Annotated in this window: 23 protein-coding genes and 3 tRNA genes; 14 read left to right on the top strand and 12 right to left on the bottom strand. The window is 35.0% G+C overall.

Annotated features, from left to right (window positions below):
• Positions 1 to 5: 5 nt before the first annotated feature.
• The 3 genes from fabD to pckA all read left to right on the top strand — a co-directional run bounded on the left by fabD (position 6) and on the right by pckA (position 3543).
• Complete coding sequence (fabD, locus tag AC2A1G_RS18945; protein WP_484048439.1) at positions 6 to 881, top strand: ACP S-malonyltransferase; 876 nt, start codon at positions 6 to 8, stop codon at positions 879 to 881.
• 12 nt (positions 882 to 893) lie between these two features.
• Positions 894 to 1799: a GYDIA family GHMP kinase gene (locus AC2A1G_RS18940; protein WP_484048438.1), complete on the top strand. Its 906-nt coding sequence runs from the start codon at positions 894 to 896 to the stop codon at positions 1797 to 1799.
• Between the two features lie 127 nt (positions 1800 to 1926).
• Positions 1927 to 3543: a phosphoenolpyruvate carboxykinase (ATP) gene (pckA, locus tag AC2A1G_RS18935; RefSeq protein WP_484048437.1), complete on the top strand. Its 1617-nt coding sequence runs from the start codon at positions 1927 to 1929 to the stop codon at positions 3541 to 3543.
• A gap of 132 nt (positions 3544 to 3675) precedes the next feature.
• Here the strand turns inward: pckA and AC2A1G_RS18930 are convergent, their stop codons facing one another.
• Positions 3676 to 4083 carry a type II 3-dehydroquinate dehydratase gene (locus AC2A1G_RS18930; protein WP_484048436.1) on the bottom strand — a complete coding sequence of 136 codons (408 nt, stop codon included), beginning with the start codon at positions 4081 to 4083 and terminating at the stop codon, positions 3676 to 3678.
• Positions 4084 to 4276: 193 nt separating this feature from the next.
• Between AC2A1G_RS18930 and AC2A1G_RS18925 the strand changes: the two genes are divergently transcribed.
• The 4 genes from AC2A1G_RS18925 to AC2A1G_RS18910 all read left to right on the top strand — a co-directional run bounded on the left by AC2A1G_RS18925 (position 4277) and on the right by AC2A1G_RS18910 (position 6602).
• Positions 4277 to 4639, top strand: a complete 363-nt coding sequence (locus AC2A1G_RS18925; RefSeq protein ID WP_484048435.1) for a hypothetical protein — start codon at positions 4277 to 4279, stop codon at positions 4637 to 4639.
• A gap of 218 nt (positions 4640 to 4857) precedes the next feature.
• Positions 4858 to 5133, top strand: coding sequence for a YHS domain-containing protein (locus tag AC2A1G_RS18920; protein ID WP_262150712.1), 276 nt, complete (start codon positions 4858 to 4860; stop codon positions 5131 to 5133).
• Positions 5120 to 5806, top strand: coding sequence for an SCO family protein (locus AC2A1G_RS18915; RefSeq protein WP_484048434.1), 687 nt, complete (start codon positions 5120 to 5122; stop codon positions 5804 to 5806). Before AC2A1G_RS18920 ends, AC2A1G_RS18915 begins: the two co-directional genes overlap by 14 nt.
• A 121-nt stretch (positions 5807 to 5927) precedes the next feature.
• Complete coding sequence (locus AC2A1G_RS18910; RefSeq protein WP_484048433.1) at positions 5928 to 6602, top strand: superoxide dismutase; 675 nt, start codon at positions 5928 to 5930, stop codon at positions 6600 to 6602.
• Positions 6603 to 6707: 105 nt separating this feature from the next.
• Here AC2A1G_RS18910 and AC2A1G_RS18905 read toward each other — a convergent pair.
• From AC2A1G_RS18905 to AC2A1G_RS18880, 6 genes are all read right to left on the bottom strand, one after another.
• A tRNA-Glu gene (locus AC2A1G_RS18905) sits at positions 6708 to 6779 on the bottom strand.
• Between the two features lie 101 nt (positions 6780 to 6880).
• Positions 6881 to 6952: transfer RNA gene (locus AC2A1G_RS18900), tRNA-Glu, on the bottom strand.
• Positions 6953 to 6962: 10 nt separating this feature from the next.
• Positions 6963 to 7217, bottom strand: coding sequence for a 30S ribosomal protein S20 (gene rpsT / locus AC2A1G_RS18895; RefSeq protein ID WP_056035301.1), 255 nt, complete (start codon positions 7215 to 7217; stop codon positions 6963 to 6965).
• A 67-nt stretch (positions 7218 to 7284) separates the two neighbouring features.
• Positions 7285 to 7605 carry a hypothetical protein gene (locus AC2A1G_RS18890; RefSeq protein WP_484048432.1) on the bottom strand — a complete coding sequence of 107 codons (321 nt, stop codon included), beginning with the start codon at positions 7603 to 7605 and terminating at the stop codon, positions 7285 to 7287.
• A 13-nt stretch (positions 7606 to 7618) separates the two neighbouring features.
• Positions 7619 to 7690 (bottom strand) — tRNA-Glu (locus AC2A1G_RS18885).
• A gap of 54 nt (positions 7691 to 7744) precedes the next feature.
• Positions 7745 to 9034, bottom strand: coding sequence for an N-acetylmuramoyl-L-alanine amidase family protein (locus AC2A1G_RS18880; protein WP_484048431.1), 1290 nt, complete (start codon positions 9032 to 9034; stop codon positions 7745 to 7747).
• Between the two features lie 54 nt (positions 9035 to 9088).
• On the opposite strand from AC2A1G_RS18880, the gene AC2A1G_RS18875 reads away from it, so the two are divergent.
• From AC2A1G_RS18875 to AC2A1G_RS18865, 3 genes are all read left to right on the top strand, one after another.
• The gene (locus AC2A1G_RS18875) at positions 9089 to 11716 is read left to right on the top strand and encodes a putative LPS assembly protein LptD (protein WP_484048430.1); all 2628 of its coding nucleotides are present in this window, start codon (positions 9089 to 9091) and stop codon (positions 11714 to 11716) included.
• 117 nt (positions 11717 to 11833) lie between these two features.
• On the top strand, positions 11834 to 12214 hold the full coding sequence (locus AC2A1G_RS18870; RefSeq protein WP_484048429.1) for a RidA family protein: 381 nt from the start codon (positions 11834 to 11836) through the stop codon (positions 12212 to 12214).
• The gene (locus AC2A1G_RS18865; RefSeq protein ID WP_484048428.1) at positions 12214 to 12654 is read left to right on the top strand and encodes a hypothetical protein; all 441 of its coding nucleotides are present in this window, start codon (positions 12214 to 12216) and stop codon (positions 12652 to 12654) included. Before AC2A1G_RS18870 ends, AC2A1G_RS18865 begins: the two co-directional genes overlap by 1 nt.
• 54 nt (positions 12655 to 12708) lie before the next feature.
• Here AC2A1G_RS18865 and AC2A1G_RS18860 read toward each other — a convergent pair whose 3' ends face one another.
• Positions 12709 to 14232, bottom strand: a complete 1524-nt coding sequence (locus AC2A1G_RS18860) for a trypsin-like peptidase domain-containing protein (protein WP_484048427.1) — start codon at positions 14230 to 14232, stop codon at positions 12709 to 12711.
• Positions 14233 to 14554: 322 nt separating this feature from the next.
• Here AC2A1G_RS18860 and trhO point away from each other — a divergent pair, with 322 nt between their 5' ends.
• The gene (gene trhO, locus AC2A1G_RS18855; RefSeq protein ID WP_484048426.1) at positions 14555 to 15907 is read left to right on the top strand and encodes an oxygen-dependent tRNA uridine(34) hydroxylase TrhO; all 1353 of its coding nucleotides are present in this window, start codon (positions 14555 to 14557) and stop codon (positions 15905 to 15907) included.
• Positions 15908 to 16009: 102 nt separating this feature from the next.
• Positions 16010 to 16585: a 5-formyltetrahydrofolate cyclo-ligase gene (locus AC2A1G_RS18850; RefSeq protein WP_484048425.1), complete on the top strand. Its 576-nt coding sequence runs from the start codon at positions 16010 to 16012 to the stop codon at positions 16583 to 16585.
• Here the strand turns inward: AC2A1G_RS18850 and AC2A1G_RS18845 are convergent.
• Together AC2A1G_RS18845 and AC2A1G_RS18840 are read right to left on the bottom strand one after the other, a co-directional pair.
• On the bottom strand, positions 16534 to 17115 hold the full coding sequence (locus AC2A1G_RS18845; protein ID WP_484048424.1) for a hypothetical protein: 582 nt from the start codon (positions 17113 to 17115) through the stop codon (positions 16534 to 16536). The genes AC2A1G_RS18850 and AC2A1G_RS18845 overlap by 52 nt on opposite strands.
• The gene (locus AC2A1G_RS18840; RefSeq protein WP_484048423.1) at positions 17099 to 18268 is read right to left on the bottom strand and encodes a hypothetical protein; all 1170 of its coding nucleotides are present in this window, start codon (positions 18266 to 18268) and stop codon (positions 17099 to 17101) included. Before AC2A1G_RS18840 ends, AC2A1G_RS18845 begins: the two co-directional genes overlap by 17 nt.
• 182 nt (positions 18269 to 18450) lie before the next feature.
• Here AC2A1G_RS18840 and AC2A1G_RS18835 point away from each other — a divergent pair, with 182 nt between their 5' ends.
• Positions 18451 to 18678: a hypothetical protein gene (locus tag AC2A1G_RS18835; protein ID WP_484048422.1), complete on the top strand. Its 228-nt coding sequence runs from the start codon at positions 18451 to 18453 to the stop codon at positions 18676 to 18678.
• A gap of 79 nt (positions 18679 to 18757) precedes the next feature.
• Here the strand turns inward: AC2A1G_RS18835 and AC2A1G_RS18830 are convergent, their stop codons facing one another.
• The gene (locus AC2A1G_RS18830; protein WP_484048534.1) at positions 18758 to 19525 is read right to left on the bottom strand and encodes a TrmH family RNA methyltransferase; all 768 of its coding nucleotides are present in this window, start codon (positions 19523 to 19525) and stop codon (positions 18758 to 18760) included.
• Positions 19526 to 19752: 227 nt separating this feature from the next.
• Between AC2A1G_RS18830 and AC2A1G_RS18825 the strand changes: the two genes are divergently transcribed.
• Positions 19753 to 20493: a trypsin-like serine protease gene (locus tag AC2A1G_RS18825; protein WP_484048421.1), complete on the top strand. Its 741-nt coding sequence runs from the start codon at positions 19753 to 19755 to the stop codon at positions 20491 to 20493.
• 13 nt (positions 20494 to 20506) lie between these two features.
• Here the strand turns inward: AC2A1G_RS18825 and AC2A1G_RS18820 are convergent, their stop codons facing one another.
• Positions 20507 to 21874, bottom strand: a complete 1368-nt coding sequence (locus AC2A1G_RS18820) for a DNA recombination protein RmuC (protein ID WP_484048420.1) — start codon at positions 21872 to 21874, stop codon at positions 20507 to 20509.
• Positions 21875 to 22117 lie beyond the last annotated feature (243 nt).

The following is a 22117-nucleotide window of genomic DNA, read 5'->3' as shown; positions in this document are numbered from 1 at the left end:
AATACATGAAAGCACTTGTATTTCCTGGGCAGGGTTCACAGTTTGTCGGGATGGGAAAAGAATTATACGATTCCCGAAAAGACATCAAAGATCTGATGGAATATGCCAATGAAATCTTAGGATTTGATATTGTGTCCATTATGTTTAATGGGGCAGACGAAGATCTTAAGAAAACCGAAGTTACACAACCTTCAATTTTTATACATTCAGTTGCTGCATTGAAAGCGGTAAACGGTCTTGGCGCTGAAATGGTTGCAGGACATTCTTTAGGCGAATTTTCAGCATTGGTTGCCAACGGAGTTTTGTCATTTGACGATGGTCTGAAGCTGGTTTCTGAAAGAGCAAAAGCAATGCAGGCAGCATGTGATGCCAACCCAAGTTCTATGGCAGCGATTTTAGGATTGGATGATGCTAAAGTGGAAGAAATTTGTGCGTCAGTCAGCGGAATTGTGGTTCCTGCAAATTACAATTGCCCAGGGCAGCTTGTGATTTCGGGGGAAACTGCAGCAGTTGAAGAAGCCTGTGCAAAATTAAAGGAAGCGGGAGCAAAAAGAGCTTTGCTTTTACCTGTAAACGGAGCTTTCCATTCGCCTTTGATGCAGCCGGCTCAGGAAAGACTGGCGGCGGCAATTGAAGTCACAAAATTCAGAAAGGCAACGATTCCTGTTTATCAGAACATTACTACCACTGCAGTTACAGATCCTGAGCAGATTAAAAATAATCTGATCGCTCAGTTGACGGGTCCTGTAAAATGGACACAGTCTGTACAGAATATGATCAAAGACGGTGCTACCAATTTCATCGAAGTTGGTCCTGGAAAAACACTTCAGGGTCTGATCAAAAAAATTGACAGTGAAGTGACATCCGCTTCAGCAATTTAAATTTAAATAAAAATGGGCGAAATTTATTCACCGGGAAAGCTGATGCTTACTTCAGAATATTTCGCTGTAGACGGAGCTCTTGTCCTGGCGGTACCAACCAAGCTGGGACAAGAGTTTTTTTTTGATGAAACTGCAGATGCAAAATCTCTCATTTTCTGGGAAGCACATCATCAAAATAAATTTTGGTTAAAGGCTGTCATCGATTATAAAAACTGGCAGATTCTTGAAACCAATATCAACTCAAGTGCTGAGTTTATTCTTAAAACGCTCAAAAATGTTCAGAGTCTTTCTGAAACTAAATTTAAAGGCACAGATTCCTATAATTTAAAAACAAACCTCCAATTTCCGGCCGATTACGGTCTGGGAAGCAGTTCAACTTTAATGAACAACCTTGCGGAATGGTCAGGAATTGATCCTTTCCTTCTCAATGCGCTCAGTCTGGGCGGCAGCGGCTACGACATTGCTGTGGCAAAAGCAAAATCGGCGGTGCTCTTTCAGAATAAACCTCAGATCCATTTTGAAAAAGTTGATTTCAATCCTGGATTTAAGAACGAATTGATTTTCATTCACTTAAATCAAAAACAGGATAGCAGGGAAGGAATTAATCATTACAGAACAAAACCAAAGTCTCAAAAACTGATAGACGAATTTTCTAATCTCACAAAGAATATTTTGTTGTGTGATGAATTAGATAAATTTTCGAAACTAATGATGCTGCATGAACAACGTATTTCGAATTTTATTGAAATTCCGACAGTTAAATCGATTTTCTTTGCAGATTGTGCAAAATTTGTCAAAAGTTTGGGTGCCTGGGGCGGTGATTTTGTGATGAGTGCAAAATTTGACGGCTACGAGGACTATTTTTGGGGCAAAGGTTTTACTACCATATTCGGGTGGAATGATTTAATTGATTGTTAATCAATTACTTAAAACGTCTTTTTTTTATTTGTCATTTTCACATATATTTTTATATTTATCGAAGTTTAACAATTCGTTAATATTAACGACGTTAAATAAACAAAAAGCAAAAAGAAAATATAGTAAAATGAAAAACGCTAAAATCATCCAGGATTTACAAAAATTAGGGATTAAAGGAGATTACGAATTAATTTATAATCCTTCCTACGAAGAATTATATCAAGCGGAAATGTCGCCTGAAAATCAGGGTTTTGAAAAAGCTGAACTGACAGAATCCGGTGCGGTTTCTGTACAGACAGGGATTTTCACAGGCCGTTCGCCTAAAGACAGGTACATTGTGCAGGATGATGTTACGAAAGATACTATTTTCTGGGATGGTAAAGTAAATTTACCTACAACGCCCGAAATTTTCCAGTCTTGTAAAGATTTAGTTTTAACTCAGCTTTCTGATGCCAAAAAAATATATGTTGTCGATACATTTTGCGGTACCAATGATGATACGAGACTAAAAGTAAGATTTATCGTTGAAGTGGCGTGGCAGGCGCATTTCGTTACGAATATGTTTATCCGCCCATCCCATTACGATTTGGAAAACTACGGAGAGCCTGATTTCACGGTCATCAACGGTTCAAAAACAACCAATCCAAACTGGGAAGAACAGGATTTAAATTCTGAAAACTTTGTAATGTTCAACCTTACGGAGAAACTTCAAATTATTGGCGGAACCTGGTACGGTGGCGAAATGAAGAAAGGAATGTTTGCGATGATGAATTATTACCTTCCATTGAAAGGTATGGCATCAATGCACTGTTCTGCAAACGTTGGTGAAGAAGGAGATGTAGCGTTATTCTTCGGACTTTCGGGAACAGGAAAAACGACTTTGTCTGCAGATCCTAAAAGATATTTAATCGGTGACGACGAGCACGGTTGGGATAACAACGGTGTTTTCAACTACGAAGGCGGATGTTATGCTAAAGTGATCGATTTGTCAGCAGAAAAAGAACCGGATATTTTCAGAGCGATCAAAAGAGATGCACTTCTTGAAAACGTTGTGGTTAACGACGGAATCGCTGATTATACAGACGGATCTATCACAGAAAACACAAGAGTTTCTTATCCAATATATCACATTAATAAAATCGTTTTACCATCTAAAGCAGGTCACGCAAGCAAGATTGTTTATCTTTCTGCTGATGCTTTCGGGGTTTTGCCTCCGGTTTCTATTTTAGATGAAAATCAGGCTCAGTACCATTTCCTTTGTGGTTATACTTCAAAATTGGCGGGAACTGAAAGAGGAATTACAGAACCCGAACCATCTTTCTCTCCGGCATTTGGAGAAGCTTTCTTGACATTGCATCCAACAATGTATTCTAAGACATTAATTGGAAAAATGAAAGAACACGGTGCAAAAGCTTATTTAGTAAACACTGGTTGGAACGGTACGGGGAAAAGAATTTCTTTAAAAGATACAAGAGCAATCATTGATGCCATCATCGACGGATCAATTGAAACTTCTGAAAAAACAACAATTCCGGTAATGAATCTTGAAATTCCAACTTCGTTACCAAATGTGTCTGAAGGAATTTTAGATCCAAGAAATACTTACAGTGACGTTGCAGAATGGGAAGAAAAAGCAAAAGATCTTGCTGCAAAATACATCAAAAACTTCGAGCAGTACTGCGGTAATGACGAAGCCAAAAAACTGATTGCTTCTGGTCCTCAACTGCAGGAACAGACCATTTAGAAATAGTGAAATGAAGCCTCATCGATTGATGAGGCTTTTTTTTATTTTAGAGAAAAATCTGTATAATTATTTTGATTTGAATGAGGAAAATTCACAATTTAATCTGTGTAAATCCGTGCAATCTGTGGGAAACTACTTCAAGCTCAATATCGCCAATCGATATCCATCCATCCCAAAACCTGACAAAACCGCATCTGTGCTAGCAGCTGTCACGGATTTTTGACGGAACTCTTCACGCTTGTAAATATTGCTGATGTGAACTTCCACTTTTGGTTTCTGAATATTTTTTAAACAATCCGCAATCGCATAAGAATAATGAGTGAAAGCTCCGGGATTGATAATAACCGCATCAAAATCATCTTCCTGCAGACGGTTGATCAGTTCACCTTCAATATTGGATTGATAGTACAAAATCTCATGAGAAGAAAACTCCGATTTCAGTTTTTCCAGATACTCTTCCATAGAAACACTCCCGTAGATTTCCGGCTCCCTTGTTCCAAGAAGATTTAAGTTAGGACCATTTACAATTAAAACTTTCATAGGATAAATTTAAATAATTTAATTTAAAAATGAGATTATCAATTTATAACCAAGAAATTTTGAAAATTGCTTATCCTTTCATCCTAGACGTCGCATCCCGTAACTCGTATCACGAACCCCGCCTCCCTGACTTTCATCATAAATCAACGCCAAACTCAATTTTCTACACTATATTTGTAGTAAAGATTTTTGTTTGAAGTTTTTCGTTTCATTTTTCATCGTGTTTACCATCGCCATTCGTCCCGTTTTGCCGATGCTTAATTATGCGGTGAATTATGATTATATCGTAAAAAATCTTTGTGAAAAAAGAAATGTAATTGATTCCGATTGTAAAGGAAAATGTTATGTTGGAAAAGAACTCGCAAAAACTGAAAAGCAATCTAATAATTCTCAGAATGTGAAAATTGTGGGTTTAGATGTATTTCTTTCAAATGAAATTCTGTCTTTTTCAGATTGTTTAAATCCTGATTTTCAATTGAAAAATCCATATTCGGATTACCTTAATTTTGATATTTCAGAATATCATTTCAGAATATTCCATCCTCCGTTAGCTTAAATTTATTTAAACTAAATTCTTCGATTGAGTTTACTATCTCATCCATTTACATTGAATCTACAGACTCATCTGCATCTTGCTTAAAAATCTATATGATTTTCTTAAAAAACTTAACCATTTAAATTTCTTAATGGTGTAGATTTCCAATTCATATTAAATTTAGTTTAAACATTACTCAGTTTTATTCAATCAAATTATTAATTTCAATTTAAAATAAAATGAAATCAAAATTCTTTTTAACAGCATTTTTGTCGGTTTCTTTAATTGCCTGTGCACAGGAAACCCCGAAAGTAAAACATAAAACAAAAAATAAAAGTTCAAAGTCAGTTTCAAAACCTGTAAAATTTGCCAACGCCATTGATCCGATTTGCGAGATGAAAACCGAACCGGATATGAAGCATACTTTTGAATACAAAAATAAAACGTACGGTTTTTGCAGTGCTTACTGTAAGGACGAGTTTAAGAAAAATCCGGAGAAATATGTCCAAAAATAAGAAGACAGAAAGCAGTTCAAAAAAGAAGATCATCCTTCCTGTTGTTGTCATCGCTCTGTTGTTTTTCGGAATAGGATTTGGAATGAATTATTTTAAAACCAGTCTTTTTACAGTGATGAAGGTTCCTGATTTTAAATTAACCAATCAGAACAACAAACAGATCACCAATAAAGATATGATTGGGAAAGTTTATCTTGTGGAGTTTTTCTTCAGCAAGTGTCCAACAATTTGTCCGGTGATGAATAGCAATATGAGATTTATCGAAGATGAAATCAACAGTGAGGATTTTGGTATAATTTCAATAAGCATCGATCCGGAAAACGATACACCAGAATTATTAAAGCAACATGCTCAAAAGATTGGAGCGAAATCTCCCAACTGGTATTTTTTGACTGGCGATCGGGCATATATAGGTAAATTAGCTGATCAGTTTGATATCTATGTCGGAGATCAAGAAGATGAAAGCGAAAATCTCAATCACAGCGGGATGATTGCTTTAGTTGATAAAGAGGGAAATATCCGTTGCCGTTATGATCAGCAGAATAAACCGATTCTCTATTATTCAGGATTGAATTATGGAGATCCGGAAGGAACAAATCCACAGTTGAACGGAAAATATCATCCCGACAGAGAAAAGCTGATTGAAGATATTAAGAAATTATTGAAAGAGTAGGAAGAGGGAAGCAGGAAGAGGGAAGAGGGAAGTCGGAAGTTATGGCATTTTGTTGTAAACTTCCAGCTACATCACCCTGCTTCCCGCAAAAAAGAAAAGTTTAACCTTACATAAAAACGTTATGAAGATTTTTAAAGTAGCTGCATTTACTGCAGTATTTGCAGCGCAGTTTGCGTTTGCACAATTTAAGCAAACTCCTTTGCCGTATGCTTACAATGCATTGGAGGGAAATGTAGATGCTCAAACCATGGAAATTCACTATTCAAAACATGCTGCAGCGTATGTTGCCAATTTGAATAAAGCGATTGCTGGAACTCCACAGGAAAAGCAGACTTTGTTTCAGATTTTGTCTACTGTTTCAAAGGCAAGTCCTGCAGTGAGAAACAATGCAGGTGGGCATTACAACCACGAATTGTTCTGGACTGTTCTTACACCACAGAAAGACACCAAACCTTCAGAAAAATTAGCAAAAGCGATCACTTCGACTTTCGGAAGCATGGATGCTTTCAAGGAAAAGATGGCAAAAGCTGGTGCAGATCGTTTTGGCTCAGGTTGGGCTTGGCTGTCTGTTGATAAAAGCGGAAAGTTATTCGTTTCTTCAACACCAAATCAGGATAATCCTTTGATGGATGTTGTAGAAGAAAAAGGGACGCCAATCTTCGGAATCGACGTTTGGGAGCACGCTTATTATTTGAAGTACCAAAACAAAAGAGCGGATTATTTAACTGCCATCTGGAATGTGACTAACTGGAAAGAAATCAGCAGAAGATATGATGAAGCTTTAAGCAAGAAGTAATATTATCTTATAAATTACAAAACTGCATTTCACTTAGGAATGCGGTTTTTATGATTCAAAGATTTAAATTAAAAAAAAAAACCATTGATATAAATCAATGGTTTGTAGCCCGTAGGGGAATCGAACCCCTCTTACCAGAATGAAAATCTGAGGTCCTAACCGATAGACGAACGGGCCATCTACCAGACTGTAAATAAATTAATATTTGCAGGGTTAGTTTTTTGTTTTTATAAGTTTCAACTCTTATTAATTACCCGGTTAGTAGCAATTAAATTTAGTAGCCCGTAGGGGAATCGAACCCCTCTTACCAGAATGAAAATCTGAGGTCCTAACCGATAGACGAACGGGCCAACTATATAATTACGCTAATTTATTAACGTGCTTAGTCAATTTGCTTTTCAAGTTAGCTGCCTTATTCTTGTGAATAATGTTTTTCTTAGCTAATTTGTCCAACAAAGCGATAACTTTTGGCAATTGCTCAGTAGCAGCTGCTTTGTTTTCTTCGCTTCTCAAAACTTTTAATGCAGTTCTTGCAGTCTTGTGGTAATATCTGTTACGAAGTCTTCTTACTTCGTTTTGTCTGATTCTTTTAAGTGCTGATTTATGATTTGCCATATCGTTCAAATGTGAGTGCAAAAGTATAGTCTTTTTTTTAATCTACCAAATTTATTTTCAAAAAATTTTAATTTTCTTCTGATAAATATTTTCTAAGCTTTTCTCTTGCGATTTCTATTTTTAAATTTTCGTTTTCTTTCTCTATTTTTCTGATTGTGCTTGTAAGCATAATCACTGCGTTGTTCCAGTCTCCAGTGGTGTTGGTGAAGGTGAGACTATCAATGATAACCTCAAAAATAATCCGTTCTCCTTCCCGTTTCAGCCTGAAGCTTATTTTCTCATCATTGCCTGTAATCCCTTCTTCATTGATTTTTAAATCATAACTTTTTGGGTCTGAGTGGATTTTCTTAAAAAGCATTTTAGCTTCCTGAATTTTAAAATCCGGCATATCTGATAATTTGTAGTCTATAGGAGAATCGAACTCCTGTTGCAAGGATGAAAACCTTGAGTCCTTACCACTAGACGAATAGACCAGATTTTGAGGATGCAAAAATATATATTAACTTTTACATTTCAAAATTTTTCTCCTATTTATACATCTTTTGGATGATTGTATTTTTAATTCCCTTGGCTTCCAGGTCTTTCTGAAGTTTTACAGCATCTTCCAGAGAATACTCTTTTCCGTAAGTGTAGTAGAAAATTCCGTTCATTTTATTTCTTTCAACATCTTTCAGGGTCTGTAGTATATGGGAATTGGCACTCAATTTATCTTTTCCTACATAGACTTCAATATTGTAATATCCTGTATTTAATTTTTGATTTGGCATGAAACCTACAGCATACGCATTTTTGAATCCGGCATCTTTTGCGGTCTTAATGTTTTGGTCTTTAATAGAAGCCATGTTGGTTACGCTATAGTAATATTTGTAAACACCACCTTCTTTTAGGGTTAAAATATAATTTAAACCACGTAAAGCAGGATCGTTCTCTTCATACTTTATAGAAGTAGTCATCAATAAAATTCTGAAATCATTTTTTAAAGGAACTTCAACCGGTTTTTCAGGCTCCGGCTTTTTGTTTGATGCGATATTTCCTGTTTTTCTGTCATAAGCTTTCTTGTATTCGATGATTGCAAGATAAATACTTTCTGCAATTTCTTCCTGACCTTTATCTGATGCTAAATAATGACTTTCTTCAGGATGATTGATAAATCCGGTCTCAATTAGTACCGAAGGCATTGCGTTCATTCTTAAAACGTGAAGGTTCTTTTGAAATACTCCACGAGAAAATCTTTTGTCTCTGTTAACGAAATTTTCTTCTACCAAGCCTCCAAGAAGCGAGCTTGCTTCAAGGTACTTGCTCTGCTGAAGTTTCAAGGCGATAAGAGATTCCGGTGAAGTAGCATTATAAGTACCGAAAGTCTGCTTATCTTTTTCATCCAGGTAAATTACGTCGTTTTCACGTTTCGCCACTTCAAGATTTTCATCATTTTGGTTAGGTCCCTGTACAAAAGTTTCAGTCCCATATGCTGTGTTTCTTGTCGCAGAATTACAGTGAATAGACACAAAAAGATCGGCTTTGCTTCTGTTTGCAAGGTTGGTACGGTCTGAAAGTGACGGAAATTCGTCTATTTTTCTGGTATAAATGATTTTAAAATCTTTACTCTTTTCCAGTTTAGCTCCCAATTTCAGAGTAATCGCAAGTGTAACATCTTTTTCGGCAATACGCCCGATGTCGCTGTATGATCTGTAAGCTCCGTGGTCGCTTCCGCCGTGTCCTGCATCCAAAACTATGGTAAATTTCTTTTGAGAAAACACAAGATTGAAGAAAGCGACAAGCAGAAATGCTAAAATTATTTTAAATTTTGATTGGTACATCTTTAAGTTTTAAAAATTATACTAATTTTGACCCCAAATTATAGCAAACAAAAATTGGACAAAACCGTCTTCAAAAATATATTACAATTTCTTATTATCCTAATTTTTAACAGTTTTTTAGCACAGACAGCGCCTCAAAAATTGCAGAGAAATTCGGTAATAAATGATACCATACCTAAAGTGGTGGGGGATACAATAAAAAAGAAAGATACAATAGTTCTGCCAAAAGAATCTTTGGAAGATGTATTGCGTACAAAAGCCGATTCTAAAAGGAGAGATGTTCCCAAAAAAATGATATACCTCGTCCAGAATGCGCAGGTAAAATATCAGGATATGCAGATTGATGCAGACTATATCTCGATTGATGAAGAGAAAAACATCATTTTTGCAAGAGGAAAGCTGGATTCTTTAGGAAAAGTAGTTGAATTAGCTCAAGTCGATCAGGCTGGAAAGAAATATGAGGTCGAAAGTTTCAGTTACAACACAAAAACAAGAGAAGCTATCGCCTACAACGCAAGAACAGAGGAAAGCGAAGGTTTAATTGTCGCTGATAAAACAAAAAAATACAACGATTCTGTTTTCGTAATGAGACATGCAGAATTTACAACTGATAAATATTATATCGACAAAAAGGATAAAAGACCGGATTATCATCTTTTGGCTTCTCACATCAAAATGCAAAAAGGTAAAAGCAATTCTACATTAATTGTAGGACCTGCTCAAATGTATATAGAAGATGTGCCTACACCATTGGTAATGCCGTTTGCTATATTGCCGTTTTCAGATAAGCGTTCTGCAGGGATTTTAATTCCGAGCTTTGGGGAAAGAGAAGATGTAGGATTTTTCTTAAATGGTTTGGGGTATTACCAACCCATCGGAGAGCATTTTGATCTTAGGGTTTTAGCAGATATTTACACCAAAGGCAGCTGGACAATTCGTCCTGAGATGAACTACATCAAAAAATACCGCTACAACGGAAATTTCTCGGCTGATATCGGTTCAACAGTTAGAGGAATTAAAGGACTTGACAACTACGGTAAAACCGGAACATACAGAATTGCGTGGAGGCATACTCAGGATACTAAAGCCAATCCGTTTCTAACGTTTTCTGCTTCAGTAGATGTTACCAGTCAGACGTTCTACAACAATACGGTAAACAATAATTATATTATGGATCAAAGTGTGCTTAGAACTCAGCAGAATTCTACGCTTACATTGACCAAGCGATTTTTAACATTACCAATCTCAATTACCTCAACAGCTTCATACAATCAAAACTTCGCAACAGGGCAGGCAGATCTTCGTCTCCCTCAGATGAATATTGCAATCAACCAGTTTTATTTATTTGGTTCTAAAACGGGCGTAAGACAAGGTCTTCTGGAGAATATTACAGTAAATACCGGAATCAATCTAACCAATTCTGTAAGTACAGACGAAGGTGAACTTTTCACTAAGGCGATGTGGGATAAACTGCAGACCGGTGTGAAAAATAATATTGCATTGGGAACCAATACAACGATTGCTAAATATTTTACTTTCAGCTTAGGTACTACTTTTGATAATGCATTGACTACAAAAACCCTTACAAGATTCTATGATCCTATTGAGAATAAGGAAGTAAATCAGATTAATAAAAAGGTGGCAGGATATTCCACATTCAGTAGTAGTGCTTCTTTGCAGACAACTCTGTATGGAATGCTAAACTTCAAAAAAGGCGGAGCGGTAGAAGCGATTCGTCACATGATGATGCCAAGCTTAAGTTTTTCTTATGCTCCAGATTTCGGATCTCCAGGTTTTGGGTATTTCAGAAATTATTACGACGCAGCAGGAGCTCTCACGCCTTACTCTATTTTTGATCAGGGAATTGTAGGAAGCCCGGCAGCAGGAGAAGTAGGTGCTTTAGGTTATAATATTTCGAACAATATTGAGATGAAAATTAAATCTAAAAGTGACTCTACCGGAGTGAAAAAAATCAAAATATTTGAATCATTAAATATTAATGGAAATTATAATTTCCTTGCAAAATCCCATCCTTTTTCAATCATTACGGTAAACGGACAGACTTCTTTGTTTGACGGTAAACTGAGCATCAATAGTAATATGGCTATTGAACCATACAAGATTTTGTATTTGCCCGGACAGGATACCGGAATAAGAACTGAAGATTTCGGATCTTTCAGTGTTCAAGCTTTTGGTGTTCAGATGTCATATCCTCTAAGCAGTGAGATTTTTAATAAAGATAAAAAAGGCGAGAAGAAAGATTTGTCTAAAATCTACGATAAAAAAGGAGAGATTAGAAATGAAAATTATTATTTTGATGATGATAATTATGCCCACTTCGATCAAACGTGGAGTCTGAATGTTAATGCAAGTTATGCTTACACCAGAAATTTAACAAGAGAAGGCACAAGAATTGCCTCCGTAGGTTTAGACGGGAATATGAAGCTTACACCGTTTTGGAATGTTACCGGAAGCACGCATTACGATATGATTACAGGTAAACTGGCTTATACAAGAATTGGTTTTGCCAGAGATCAGCGAAGTTTTACCATAAATTTCAACTGGGTTCCTTTCGGGCAGTACAAAGTGTATGATTTCTTTATCGGAATCAAAGCCAATATTTTAAGTGACGCTCTTAAATATAAAGACAGAAGTTTTACGCAGCCTAATGCTCCGTTCTAAAATCATCTTTTAAATTAAAAAATTTTATATTTGCAGCCGAAGTAAAATCTGATGTCACAAAGATTTTAGGCAGAATTTAATTCTTCAAAACATTTAAAATATATCTAAATCTAAATAATGAAAACAATAATCAACACAGAAAATGCTCCTGCAGCTATCGGACCTTATTCACAGGCAAATTTTGCCAATGGCGTTCTTTACATTTCAGGTCAGATTCCGGTAGATCCTTCTACAGGTAAGCTGGTGGAAGGAATTGAAAAAGAAACGCATCAGGTAATGAAAAACCTTGAAGCAATCCTTACGGAAGCAGGCATGACTTTTAAAAACGTTGTAAAAGCTACAATTTTTCTTAAAAGTATGGATGATTTTGCTGTGATGAATGATATTTATGCATCATATCTTGATGCTGAAACTTATCCTGCGAGAGAAACTGTTCAGGTTTCCTGTCTGCCGAAGAATGTAGATGTTGAAATTTCTATGATTGCACATCAGGATTAATGAATTTTCTTAGAAATACATTGGCGGTTTTGGTAGGTCTTGCAATAGCTGGGCTTATAATTACTCTTGGAATAAGAGCATTTCCGCAATGGGTTACTTTCGAGGCTTTTGCTCCGTTTGAGCATTGGCAGAGGTTTTTAGAAAGCATGAAAGGTAATGATACTTTCTTTAGTTTTCTCCTTTTTATTTCAGGGTTAGGTACTACTGTTGGCGGCGTTATTACAGCAATGATTGTAAAGTATGCAAAAGTGGCTTATGCAATTTTAATTGGCTTTATCATGTTGTTTATAGCGATGCTCGACGTAATTATCTTCCCTTTTCATCCTACATTTTACAAAATAAGTATTTTCCTCACATTTTTTCCTTTTGCATGGGTCGGCGGTAAAATTGTATCGGTCATTTACGAAAGAAAAAATAAGAAGTTAAAACTTAAATCATAAAAAAATCGCCGTTTCATTTCTGAAGCGGCGATTTTCATTTATCTGAAATTATTATTAAGGCATTTTAAATCCTTTTGTATAAATTCTTCCGTAGTCATCTACAAATTTCACCTGTACATTTCCGGTGTACTTGTTAAGAATCTTTTCAACATCTGCCTGAGAATTTACCGGCTTCCCGTTGATTTCAATGATGATGTAATTGTCAACAATGCCAATTTTTGCCATCTCTCCGCCTTCAGTTACGCTTCTTGCAACCACACCGCTGTTTAAGCCGTAATCCGTTTTAAATCTGTCATCTAAAGGAGCAAAATCAGATCCTATTTTTTCAGTTACGCTGAGGTCTGCTTTTGTTCTGGTAGAAGTGCCTCCTTTCTGATCTTTTAGTGTTACTGTGGTTGTATTTTCATTACCATTTCTGGTGTAAGTAACTTGTACTTTATCTCCTGGTCTCTTGCTTCCAACTGCTGCAGAAAGATCTGCAAAATCAGTGATTGCGTAATTGTCGATTTTTGTGATAATATCGCCAATTTTTATTCCGCTGTCTTCAGCACCGCTCTTTTCAGAGAAACCTGTAACGTACATTCCGTTTCCTGGCTTGATGTTGGTTTTTTTGTCTTTATTGTAAGCGGCAACCAATTGGTCATTTGAAAGATCTACAGTCATTACACCTAAAAATCCTCTCTGTACGATACCGAATTTCTTGATGTCTTCCACAATCTTTCTTGCAAGATTTGCTGGAACTGCAAAGCCATAACCCTGATAATATCCTGTTGTCGACTGAATCGCCGAATTAATTCCAATCAATTCTCCAACCGCATTCACTAAAGCTCCGCCTGAGTTTCCCGGGTTAATAGCCGCATCAGTTTGAATAAAACTTTCAATTGGATTACTTGCTTTCCCTTGGGATCCCAAAATTCCGATTCCTCTTCCTTTAGCAGAAACAATTCCTGCGGTAACTGTTGAATTTAAACCTAAAGGATTTCCTACTGCCAAAACCCATTGTCCAACTTCAATATTATCTGAATTCGCAAAATTTAAAAATGGTAAACCTTTCTCCTCGATTTTCAATAAAGAAATATCTGTGTTAGGGTCAGTTCCTACCAATGTTGCGATGTATGATTTTTTATTGCTTAATACAACTTCAATTTTATTGGCTCCTGCTACAACGTGGTTATTTGAAATAATATAACCGTCCGGCGAAATAATTACGCCAGAACCCATTCCTGAAGGCATATTGTCCGGTGTCTGTTGTTTTTGTCCACGCTGATTTCTTCCGCCCATAGGATCACCAAAAAAGAAATCCCACATATCCTGTTCAGAAGCTCTGCTTGTAGATTTGTTCTGATAATTTTTTATAGTTACAACTGCCGGAACTGTAGTTTTAGCTGCTTTAGTAAAATCGTCGCCAACTGCAGCGGTATTCATACCTACAAAAGAGGAGTTTCCTGATTTAGTAAAGTAAGATTGGTCATTTGTGCCAGTTCCGTCATTGAAATATTGCTGTACACCAACTGTGGTAGCTCCGGAGATAACTCCGACTACAGCAAAAGGTAATAGTTTTTTTAAAGTACTCTTCATTGTATATCTTCTAAGGTTTATAATTAATAAGTTATTTTTATGTAAACAAATTTAATGCTAAATAGGTATTTAAAATATCATAAGTGTTTCATCTTTAACTAAAATTTAACGGGATTTATAGCATTTTATAGTTTTTGTCACAATTTTGCTGTGGGATTAACAAAACTTAAAATTTTATTAAAGACAAATTGTCATATTTAGATGGTGAAAAACGACAGAAAGTTAAATAGCAATTAATATTTCGAGACATTTCAGCATTTGTATGCATTTTTAAATTTGTTTACCTTTGCAAAATTATTTTCTCACTTAAAAAGTTTATAGCATGCAACTGTACAACACCTTAAGCGCAGAAGAAAGAGCTCAACTTATTGATGAAGCCGGTAAGGAACGCCTTACATTGTCTTTCTATGCGTATGCCAAAATTCAAGATCCTCAAAAATTCCGTAACGATTTATTTATAGCCTGGAACGCACTCGATGCATTGGGTCGTATTTATGTTGCTCACGAAGGTATAAATGCTCAGATGAGTGTGCCTGCAGAAAATTTTGATGCTTTTAAAGAAACTTTGGAAGCATACGATTTTATGAGAGGAATCAGATTGAACGTAGCAGTTGAGCAGGATAATCATTCTTTTTTAAAATTGACAATCAAGGTTAGAAATAAAATTGTTGCTGATGGTTTAAATGATGAAACTTTTGACGTTACCAATAAAGGCGTTCACCTGAAAGCTCAGGAATTCAACGATATGTTGGCAAATCCGAATACGATCGTTGTCGATTTCAGAAATCATTACGAAAGTGAAGTAGGTCATTTTGAAGGAGCGATTACTCCCGATGTAGAAAATTTCAGAGAAAGTCTTCCGATCATTAACGATCAGCTTCAGGATTTCAAAGAAGATAAGAATCTTTTGATGTATTGCACCGGAGGAATCCGTTGTGAAAAGGCGAGTGCTTACTTTAAACATCAGGGTTTCAAAAATGTGTTTCAGCTGGAAGGTGGAATCATTGAATATGCACGTCAGGTAAAAGAAGATGGAGTTGAAAGCAAATTCATTGGTAAAAACTTCGTTTTTGACCATCGTTTAGGGGAGAGAATTACCGATGATATCATTTCTCAGTGTCACCAGTGTGGAAAACCTTGTGATAATCATACAAATTGTGCTAATGATGCCTGTCATTTATTATTTATCCAGTGTGATGAATGTAAATCTGCCATGGAGAATTGCTGTTCTACAGAATGTTTAGAAATATATCATTTGCCGGCAGCTGAACAGTTGAGATTAAGAAAAGGCGCACAGGTAGGAAACAAAGTTTTCAGAAAAGGAAAATCTGACGCTTTGACATTTAAAAACTCCGGAGAGCTTACAGATAAGCCTTTGGCAAAAGTTGAATCAAAAAATATCCGCCAAAAAATTGCCATCAAAAAAATGTTGATTGGTAAGGCCGAGCATTATTACACTAAATCAAAAATCGCTCAGTTTTTATTGGAAAAAGAACTTTCTGTAGGAGATAAGGTTTTGATTTCCGGACCAACTACAGGCGAACAGGAGTTTACAATTACAGAAATTTATGTAAACGGCGAATCTTGTAAAACAGCTGCTGCCGGCGATCAAATTACTTTTGAGTTGCCTTTTAGAGTGCGTTTGTCTGATAAAATATACAAAATTCTGAATTAAAATCAATTGGAAAACTCTGTTGGAGTTTTATCTGTGTAGTATTATTTTTCAGTTTTACATATTGGCGCTCCGTAGGAGCGCTATCTTTTTATACATTTGGATATGAAAAAATCTGAACTTAGAAGAAAGTATTTAGAAAAAAGAAAATCTCTTTCAGAAAAGGATATTTTACAATACTCTAATGATATTTTTGAAGGGTTTATCAATCATTTTAAACCATTATCCAATCAAAAAATTCACATTTTCATTCCAATAGAAAAGTTTAAAGAAATCAATACTCAGATTTTTATTGATTATTTTTTAAGCCGAAAGATCAGGGTTTTTGTTCCGAAAATTGTTGATACGAAATTAATCTCCGTTGAAATTTTCTCTGACTCAAAATTTGAAGTCAACAATTGGGGGATTTTCGAACCCGTTTCTAATGAAGATTCTGCAGTTTTAGATTTTGATTTTGTGATTACACCTCTGCTTTATTGCGATGCTGAAGGAAATAGAGTAGGCTACGGAAAAGGTTTTTATGACAGATTTTTTGAAAAAGTTTCGGATAAAACAAAAAAAATCGGAGTTAATTATTTTAACCCCGATGATTGTATTGATGATGTTTGGGAAAACGATATTCCTTTAGATTATTTAGTTACACCAACCACCGTGCTGTCTTTTGCTGGCGGATCTGAGTAGAATTTGAGGAAGTAAAATTTAAATTCCTTATTTTTCTGTTCCTGCTTAGAAACCAACGTGTATTGGGCATTTTTTTCAAAAACACCAATCGATTTGTTTTTAGCATCGAGATATTCTACATTAAATTTTGCAAAATCTAAAGTGTCCTGATTTTTAATTTGTTTAGAAACATTAATATTGCTCACCTTGATTTTTTTCACCTGAAGACTTTCAAGTTCTTTAAATAAGCCTTGAAAAGTTGTAGAATCAGATTTTTCAAAGTATTTTTCTATTTTGGCGTAAATAGCCTTATCAATTTCAGTTTTTTTATTTCCGGATAGATAAAGTGTTGAAAGATCCAGAACGTCCTGTACTTTTTGCAGGGTTATGGCGTTGATGGCTTGCGCACTGTCCATTTTTACAGAGATATTTTCTGTATTTCTTAGCTTATCCAGGTCGCTCACAGGCGGGGTTTCATCTTTTTTCTTGCAGGCAATCACAGCAATGCTAAGAAGTATCGTCAAAAACAAAAAGTTACGGATTATTTTCATTGTTTGAGATTTTAAATTTTATAGATACAATTTTTCCTTTGTTATCTTTTTTCATTTCGATAACGTTGAGGTTTTTAAGGGATGTCGTTGGGGTGGTTACAAGCGTGATGTAATCTTCTTTGTCTAAGGATTCCAGACCATAAATGTCGCTGTCATAAACCTGAGTGATTACTGCAGCATTGCTGATTAGATTTTCAAGCTGTTTTCTTTTTTGCTGTATAAGCTGTTCGGAATTGTCGCCTTTAATATCTTTTATAGAGAAATAATAGAGTGCCATCTTATAATCGTCAGGTTTCAACTCTATAGTTTCTTCTTTTGGTGCATTTTCAAGATTTCTGTTGACCTCAAGATTCTCATAAACTGCCGAACTGATCTGCATTTTTAAAGCTTTATCCTTTGAAGGATACACAAATTTTTCTCCCGGTTTTATTCTGTAAAGGATGGGAGACTCATTTTCTTTGATTACTTTTATTTCAATATCACTTTGTACGCTTTGATTTCTGTCGGCGTCAGTGAAATGATAGGTGTAAGTTTTCTGAAAAATTTCATCTTTAAAACCTAAAAGACCAAGCAAAATCACAAAAACAGAGCTTGCAGCAATCCAGGCAGTTCTCTGATAGCTTTTTTTGGCAGGTGTGAAAGTCTTAGTTTCAGCATTCGTATTATTTTGCGAAAATTCTTTAACAATTTGATTTTCAGTATCTGATTTTTGTAAATCAGTTAAAATAGGCTCGTTTTTTACCTCGTTTTTTCTATTTTCAGGCTTTTCTCCGAGATTTATTGATGCAGAGACCGTTTTTTCTAATTCTTTTAAATCATTATCGGTTATTTCTTCCTCTTCTTTCAGTAATTCTCCGGCAAAAAGGTTTTGCTTTTTGAAGTCATACCATGAGTCGAAACCTGCATAAATACTCAATAAATTGAGCATGTCAATTCTTGGAAGTTTGGTGACAGGAGAAGATTTAAAATAAGTGTAAAAAGATTTTTCGCTGATATTTCCTTTTGCCTTTTTTCTTAGATCTTCCTGAAAATAGATGATGTCAATACCCTTCCATTTTGAAATTTCATCAAATGAAGGGGTATATTCTGTTAAATATTGAGCCTGAACTGATTTTTTCAGTTGCTCAAAGTGTAATAAATCCAGATCAGTCAATTTTTAAAATATATTTAAAGTATTGATTTTCAATAAAGTTTAATTGTAAAACTGTTTTACAAAGTTATTACAATTGTTTTTCATAAACAAATTTTTCATCTGCTATACCTTTGTCTTGTTCAAATAACGGAACAGAAAAGAGATTTTAAAAAACAATATTAACAAATTAAATTTAATTTATTATGAAAAAGTCATTATTCGTAGCTGCTATTGCTGCTATCTCATTAGTTGCTTGTAAGAAAGGTGCTGAAGGAACAACTTCTGCTGATTCTTTAACTGAAAAAGCTGATTCAGCTACAGAAAAAATCGATTCTACTGCTAAGGCTGCTGGTGATTCAATCACTAAAGTTGCTGATTCAGCTACTAAAGCTATCGATTCTACTGCTAAAGCTGCAACTCCAGCTCACTAATCAGTTACGATTGAAAGATAAAAGAACCGTTTCGCTCAGCGAGACGGTTCTTTTATGCAGTTTAGTTTTAGAAATTACTCTAAGACCTTTTCTGTTTCAAAGTTTCATAACAGGTAATGGCTACAGCGTTGCTTAAATTTAAAGAATCAATGCTTCCGCTCATAGGAATTAATGTATTCTGGCCTTTTCCATTCCAAAAATCACTTAAACCGGAATGTTCTGTACCAAATAAAACTGCTGAACGCTTCGTGAAATCTCTTTTATACAAGTCTTCGGACGTCTCATCCATAATTGTAGTATAAATGTTGAATTTGTTTTCTTCTAAAAATTCAAAAACCTCAGTGTTTTCTGCCTGATAAATCTCCATTCCGAAAAGGCAGCCAACGCTTGAACGGATAACATTGGGATTATAAAAATCAGTTTTTCCTTCAGCGACTATCAAAGCATCAATTCCAAAAGCTTCGCAACTTCTTAAAATTGCTCCCAGATTCCCCGGTTTTTCTACGCCTTCAACAATAATTACTGTAGAATCTTTTTTCGGTTTAAAATTATTTATATCTGATTCTTTGGTTTTGTAAACTCCGATTATTCCCTCAGAAGTTCCACGATAAGCTATTTTTTCATATACTTTATCATTGACCAAATGTGTTTTTTGATTAGGAAGTTTTCCCTTAAAAATGTTTTCACAGATATAAAATTCCACAGGTTCGAAATTGTATTTCAAAGCTCTCTCGTTTTCCTGCTGACCTTCAACTACAAAAACTTCAGCCTTTTTTCTGAATCTGTTGTCAGTTAAAAGTTTTGTAACGTGTTTTATTTTTTCGTTTTGAAAGCTTTCGATGATCATGATTGATGGATGATAAATGATAATTGTTGCAAAAATAATTCTTAAAAATGATTTGTGCGCCATAATCAACAATTATAAGTTTTTCAATGTTGAATTTTATAATTAAAATCGTGTCTTTCCATAGATGAGAATTTCCGAGTGTTCATTTTTTTCAAATAATAAGTGTTATTTGCTTGATTTAAAACTATATTTAAACAAAATTAATAATCATTAAAATACGAATCCCAATGAGATGGTCACATTTATTTTTAGTGGTCTTATTTTCTTTTGTCAATTACGGTTGTCAGGAAAAAGTATCAACAAAGACATTTGGTGAAATTGCTTTAGTCAATAAAATTGAATTTCAAGACAGCAAATTGGATCAACCGAGATTTGGTTGTGGATTTTTGTTACAGTACAAAAATGAAACTTTTGCGGTTACAGCAAAGCATTTGTTGCAAATCATCAAGCCTAAAGAAATGAAAACTTTGTCATTCGAAAATAATATAAAAAGTTGGTCTTTTTTCGTTTTAGATAAGAAGAATGAGCTTGTAACAACAGGTTCTCTTTTAAATGAAAATAAATCTGAAAACTTAGAAGACAAATCGTCGTATATCAATGATTGGCTTGTTTTCCCGGTGAAAAGTAACGATACAAAAGTAAAAGTGTTGACGGTGAGAACTACCCCGCTTATTGTTGGCGAAAAACTGTACGCAGTTGGGTGGACGAGAACTATGGAAAACGGCCCGCAAAGAGTGTATGAATTTGAGTATTATAAAACCATTAATAACAGAATGCTCTTAAAAGACGTTGTCGTTCCCGATAAGTTCGGTGGTCTCAGTGGGGCTCCTGTTATTGACGAGAATGGTTTACTGGTAGGAATTGTCTCTGGGGGTACTAAAGATCCCGAGACGGATAAAAAATATTTTTCACCCTGTACTTTAGATAATTTGATTGCTTTCTTAGATGAATATGAAAAAAAGAAGTGAATTTTAGTTTTGTCTAATTATTAGTGTGTGATTTTTCAATGAAACCGTTTTCGGAGCTGTCAATCAAACTTTGTGGGAGTTCTTTTTTGTTTTTAATTCCCAGCGATTTTAATTTCTGAGTCTGAGAAATAAGGTTGTCATTTCCTGTAGAAAGCTGTTTAAAGGCATCGTTATAAACGTTTTTTGCCTGATCAATATTTTTCCCTACTTTTTCCAGATTTTCAACAAAACCTGCAAACTTATCATATAATTTTGCTCCTCTTTCGGCAATTTCCATAGAATTTCGGTTTTGATATTCTCTTTTCCAAAGATCGGCAATTAGTTTTAACGAAGTAATTAAATTACTTGGGTTTAAAAGAAGAATTCTTCTGTCGTAAGCAAAGTTCCAAAGGTTTTGGTCTGCCTGCATTGCCGCAATATAAGCTGGTTCACTTGGGATAAACATCATCACAAAGTCCAAGGATTTTCCGTAATCGTCGTATGCTTTTTGACTTAATTGATTGATGTGATTTTTTATTGAAGATAAATGCTGATTGATTTTGATCTGGTAAATTTCTGCATCGGTTTCGTCAACTAATTCTGAGAAAGCAGTAAGAGAAACTTTTGAATCTATAATTACATTCCGTTCGTCTGGATATTTTACCACCGCATCGGGACGCATTTTTTTACCTGAAAATTCTGAGAATAGTGCTTTATTATCTTCATCACGAAGTTCGTGTTCCAGAAAATATTCTCTTCCTTTTACCAAACCGGATTTTTCCAAAATGCTTTCCAGAATCATTTCGCCCCAATTTCCCTGGGTTTTGCTTTCGCCTTTCAACGCTTTCGTTAGTCTTTTGGCATCTTCAGAAATTTGCTGATTGAGTAAAGCGAGTTCTTTTACACGTTCTCCGAGCGAAAAACGTTCTTTGTTTTCCTTTTCATACGCTTCATTGACTTTATTTTTTAAATCATTAATCTTGTCCTGAAAAGGCTCAAGAATATTTTTAAGATGAGTTGAATTTAATAAAGTGAACTTTTCTGTCTTTTCTTCTAAAATTCTGTTGGCCAGATTTTCAAACTGCAGTTTTCCTTCTTCCTGAATCTTTTTTGTTTCTTCTTTTTGGGCTTTAAGAAAAGTGTTTTCTGCAGAAGCTTTTGCGAATTCGTTTTTTAAATCATTTAAAATATCCGATTGCTGAATATTGTGTTCTTTTTCGTCGGCAATTCTTTTTTGTAAATCTTCAATTTTCAAATTTAAATGGTCAATATTTGCCTGATTTTGAATTTTTGAATTATTGAGTTCATCAAATTCTTTCCTGGAAACTGAATTTGATTTCAATAAAAAATAGGCAATAATAAAGCCTGAAACAGCGCCTGCAAAAAGATACATCAATTCCATGCGACAAAAATATAGATTAAAACTTTATCTTAGCAAAAAAATAAAATCATGGGATTTTTCGTTGGTCCATTTCATTTAATTTTGCTTTTATTATGCTTTATCGTTCTTTTTATTGGAGCGCTTTACTGCGTTATTAAAAAGAAAATGGGAATTTTATCAATTTTAACTTTGATAATTTTTCCGATTGCAGGTTCTTTAGTTATTATATTGTACAGTATTTTTAACTGGAAAGAAAAAGAGCTT

It is taken from the genome of Chryseobacterium sp. HNCC26DJ240 (genome assembly GCF_057180485.1).
This window is presented reverse-complemented; position numbering and strand designations above follow the sequence as displayed.

Bases quoted from the DNA above. Each gene is read 5' to 3' on its own strand.
- fabD (WP_484048439.1), top strand. From the start codon at position 6: ATGAAAGCACTTGTATTTCCTGGGCAGGGTTCACAGTTTGTCGGGATG.
- AC2A1G_RS18940 (WP_484048438.1), top strand. From the start codon at position 894: ATGGGCGAAATTTATTCACCGGGAAAGCTGATGCTTACTTCAGAATAT.
- pckA (WP_484048437.1), top strand. From the start codon at position 1,927: ATGAAAAACGCTAAAATCATCCAGGATTTACAAAAATTAGGGATTAAA.
- AC2A1G_RS18930 (WP_484048436.1), bottom strand. From the start codon at position 4,083: ATGAAAGTTTTAATTGTAAATGGTCCTAACTTAAATCTTCTTGGAACA.
- AC2A1G_RS18920 (WP_262150712.1), top strand. From the start codon at position 4,858: ATGAAATCAAAATTCTTTTTAACAGCATTTTTGTCGGTTTCTTTAATT.
- AC2A1G_RS18915 (WP_484048434.1), top strand. From the start codon at position 5,120: ATGTCCAAAAATAAGAAGACAGAAAGCAGTTCAAAAAAGAAGATCATC.
- AC2A1G_RS18910 (WP_484048433.1), top strand. From the start codon at position 5,928: ATGAAGATTTTTAAAGTAGCTGCATTTACTGCAGTATTTGCAGCGCAG.
- rpsT (WP_056035301.1), bottom strand. From the start codon at position 7,217: ATGGCAAATCATAAATCAGCACTTAAAAGAATCAGACAAAACGAAGTA.
- AC2A1G_RS18890 (WP_484048432.1), bottom strand. From the start codon at position 7,605: ATGCCGGATTTTAAAATTCAGGAAGCTAAAATGCTTTTTAAGAAAATC.
- AC2A1G_RS18880 (WP_484048431.1), bottom strand. From the start codon at position 9,034: ATGTACCAATCAAAATTTAAAATAATTTTAGCATTTCTGCTTGTCGCT.
- AC2A1G_RS18870 (WP_484048429.1), top strand. From the start codon at position 11,834: ATGAAAACAATAATCAACACAGAAAATGCTCCTGCAGCTATCGGACCT.
- AC2A1G_RS18865 (WP_484048428.1), top strand. From the start codon at position 12,214: ATGAATTTTCTTAGAAATACATTGGCGGTTTTGGTAGGTCTTGCAATA.
- AC2A1G_RS18860 (WP_484048427.1), bottom strand. From the start codon at position 14,232: ATGAAGAGTACTTTAAAAAAACTATTACCTTTTGCTGTAGTCGGAGTT.
- trhO (WP_484048426.1), top strand. From the start codon at position 14,555: ATGCAACTGTACAACACCTTAAGCGCAGAAGAAAGAGCTCAACTTATT.
- AC2A1G_RS18850 (WP_484048425.1), top strand. From the start codon at position 16,010: ATGAAAAAATCTGAACTTAGAAGAAAGTATTTAGAAAAAAGAAAATCT.
- AC2A1G_RS18845 (WP_484048424.1), bottom strand. From the start codon at position 17,115: ATGAAAATAATCCGTAACTTTTTGTTTTTGACGATACTTCTTAGCATT.
- AC2A1G_RS18835 (WP_484048422.1), top strand. From the start codon at position 18,451: ATGAAAAAGTCATTATTCGTAGCTGCTATTGCTGCTATCTCATTAGTT.
- AC2A1G_RS18830 (WP_484048534.1), bottom strand. From the start codon at position 19,525: ATGATCATCGAAAGCTTTCAAAACGAAAAAATAAAACACGTTACAAAA.
- AC2A1G_RS18825 (WP_484048421.1), top strand. From the start codon at position 19,753: ATGAGATGGTCACATTTATTTTTAGTGGTCTTATTTTCTTTTGTCAAT.
- AC2A1G_RS18820 (WP_484048420.1), bottom strand. From the start codon at position 21,874: ATGGAATTGATGTATCTTTTTGCAGGCGCTGTTTCAGGCTTTATTATT.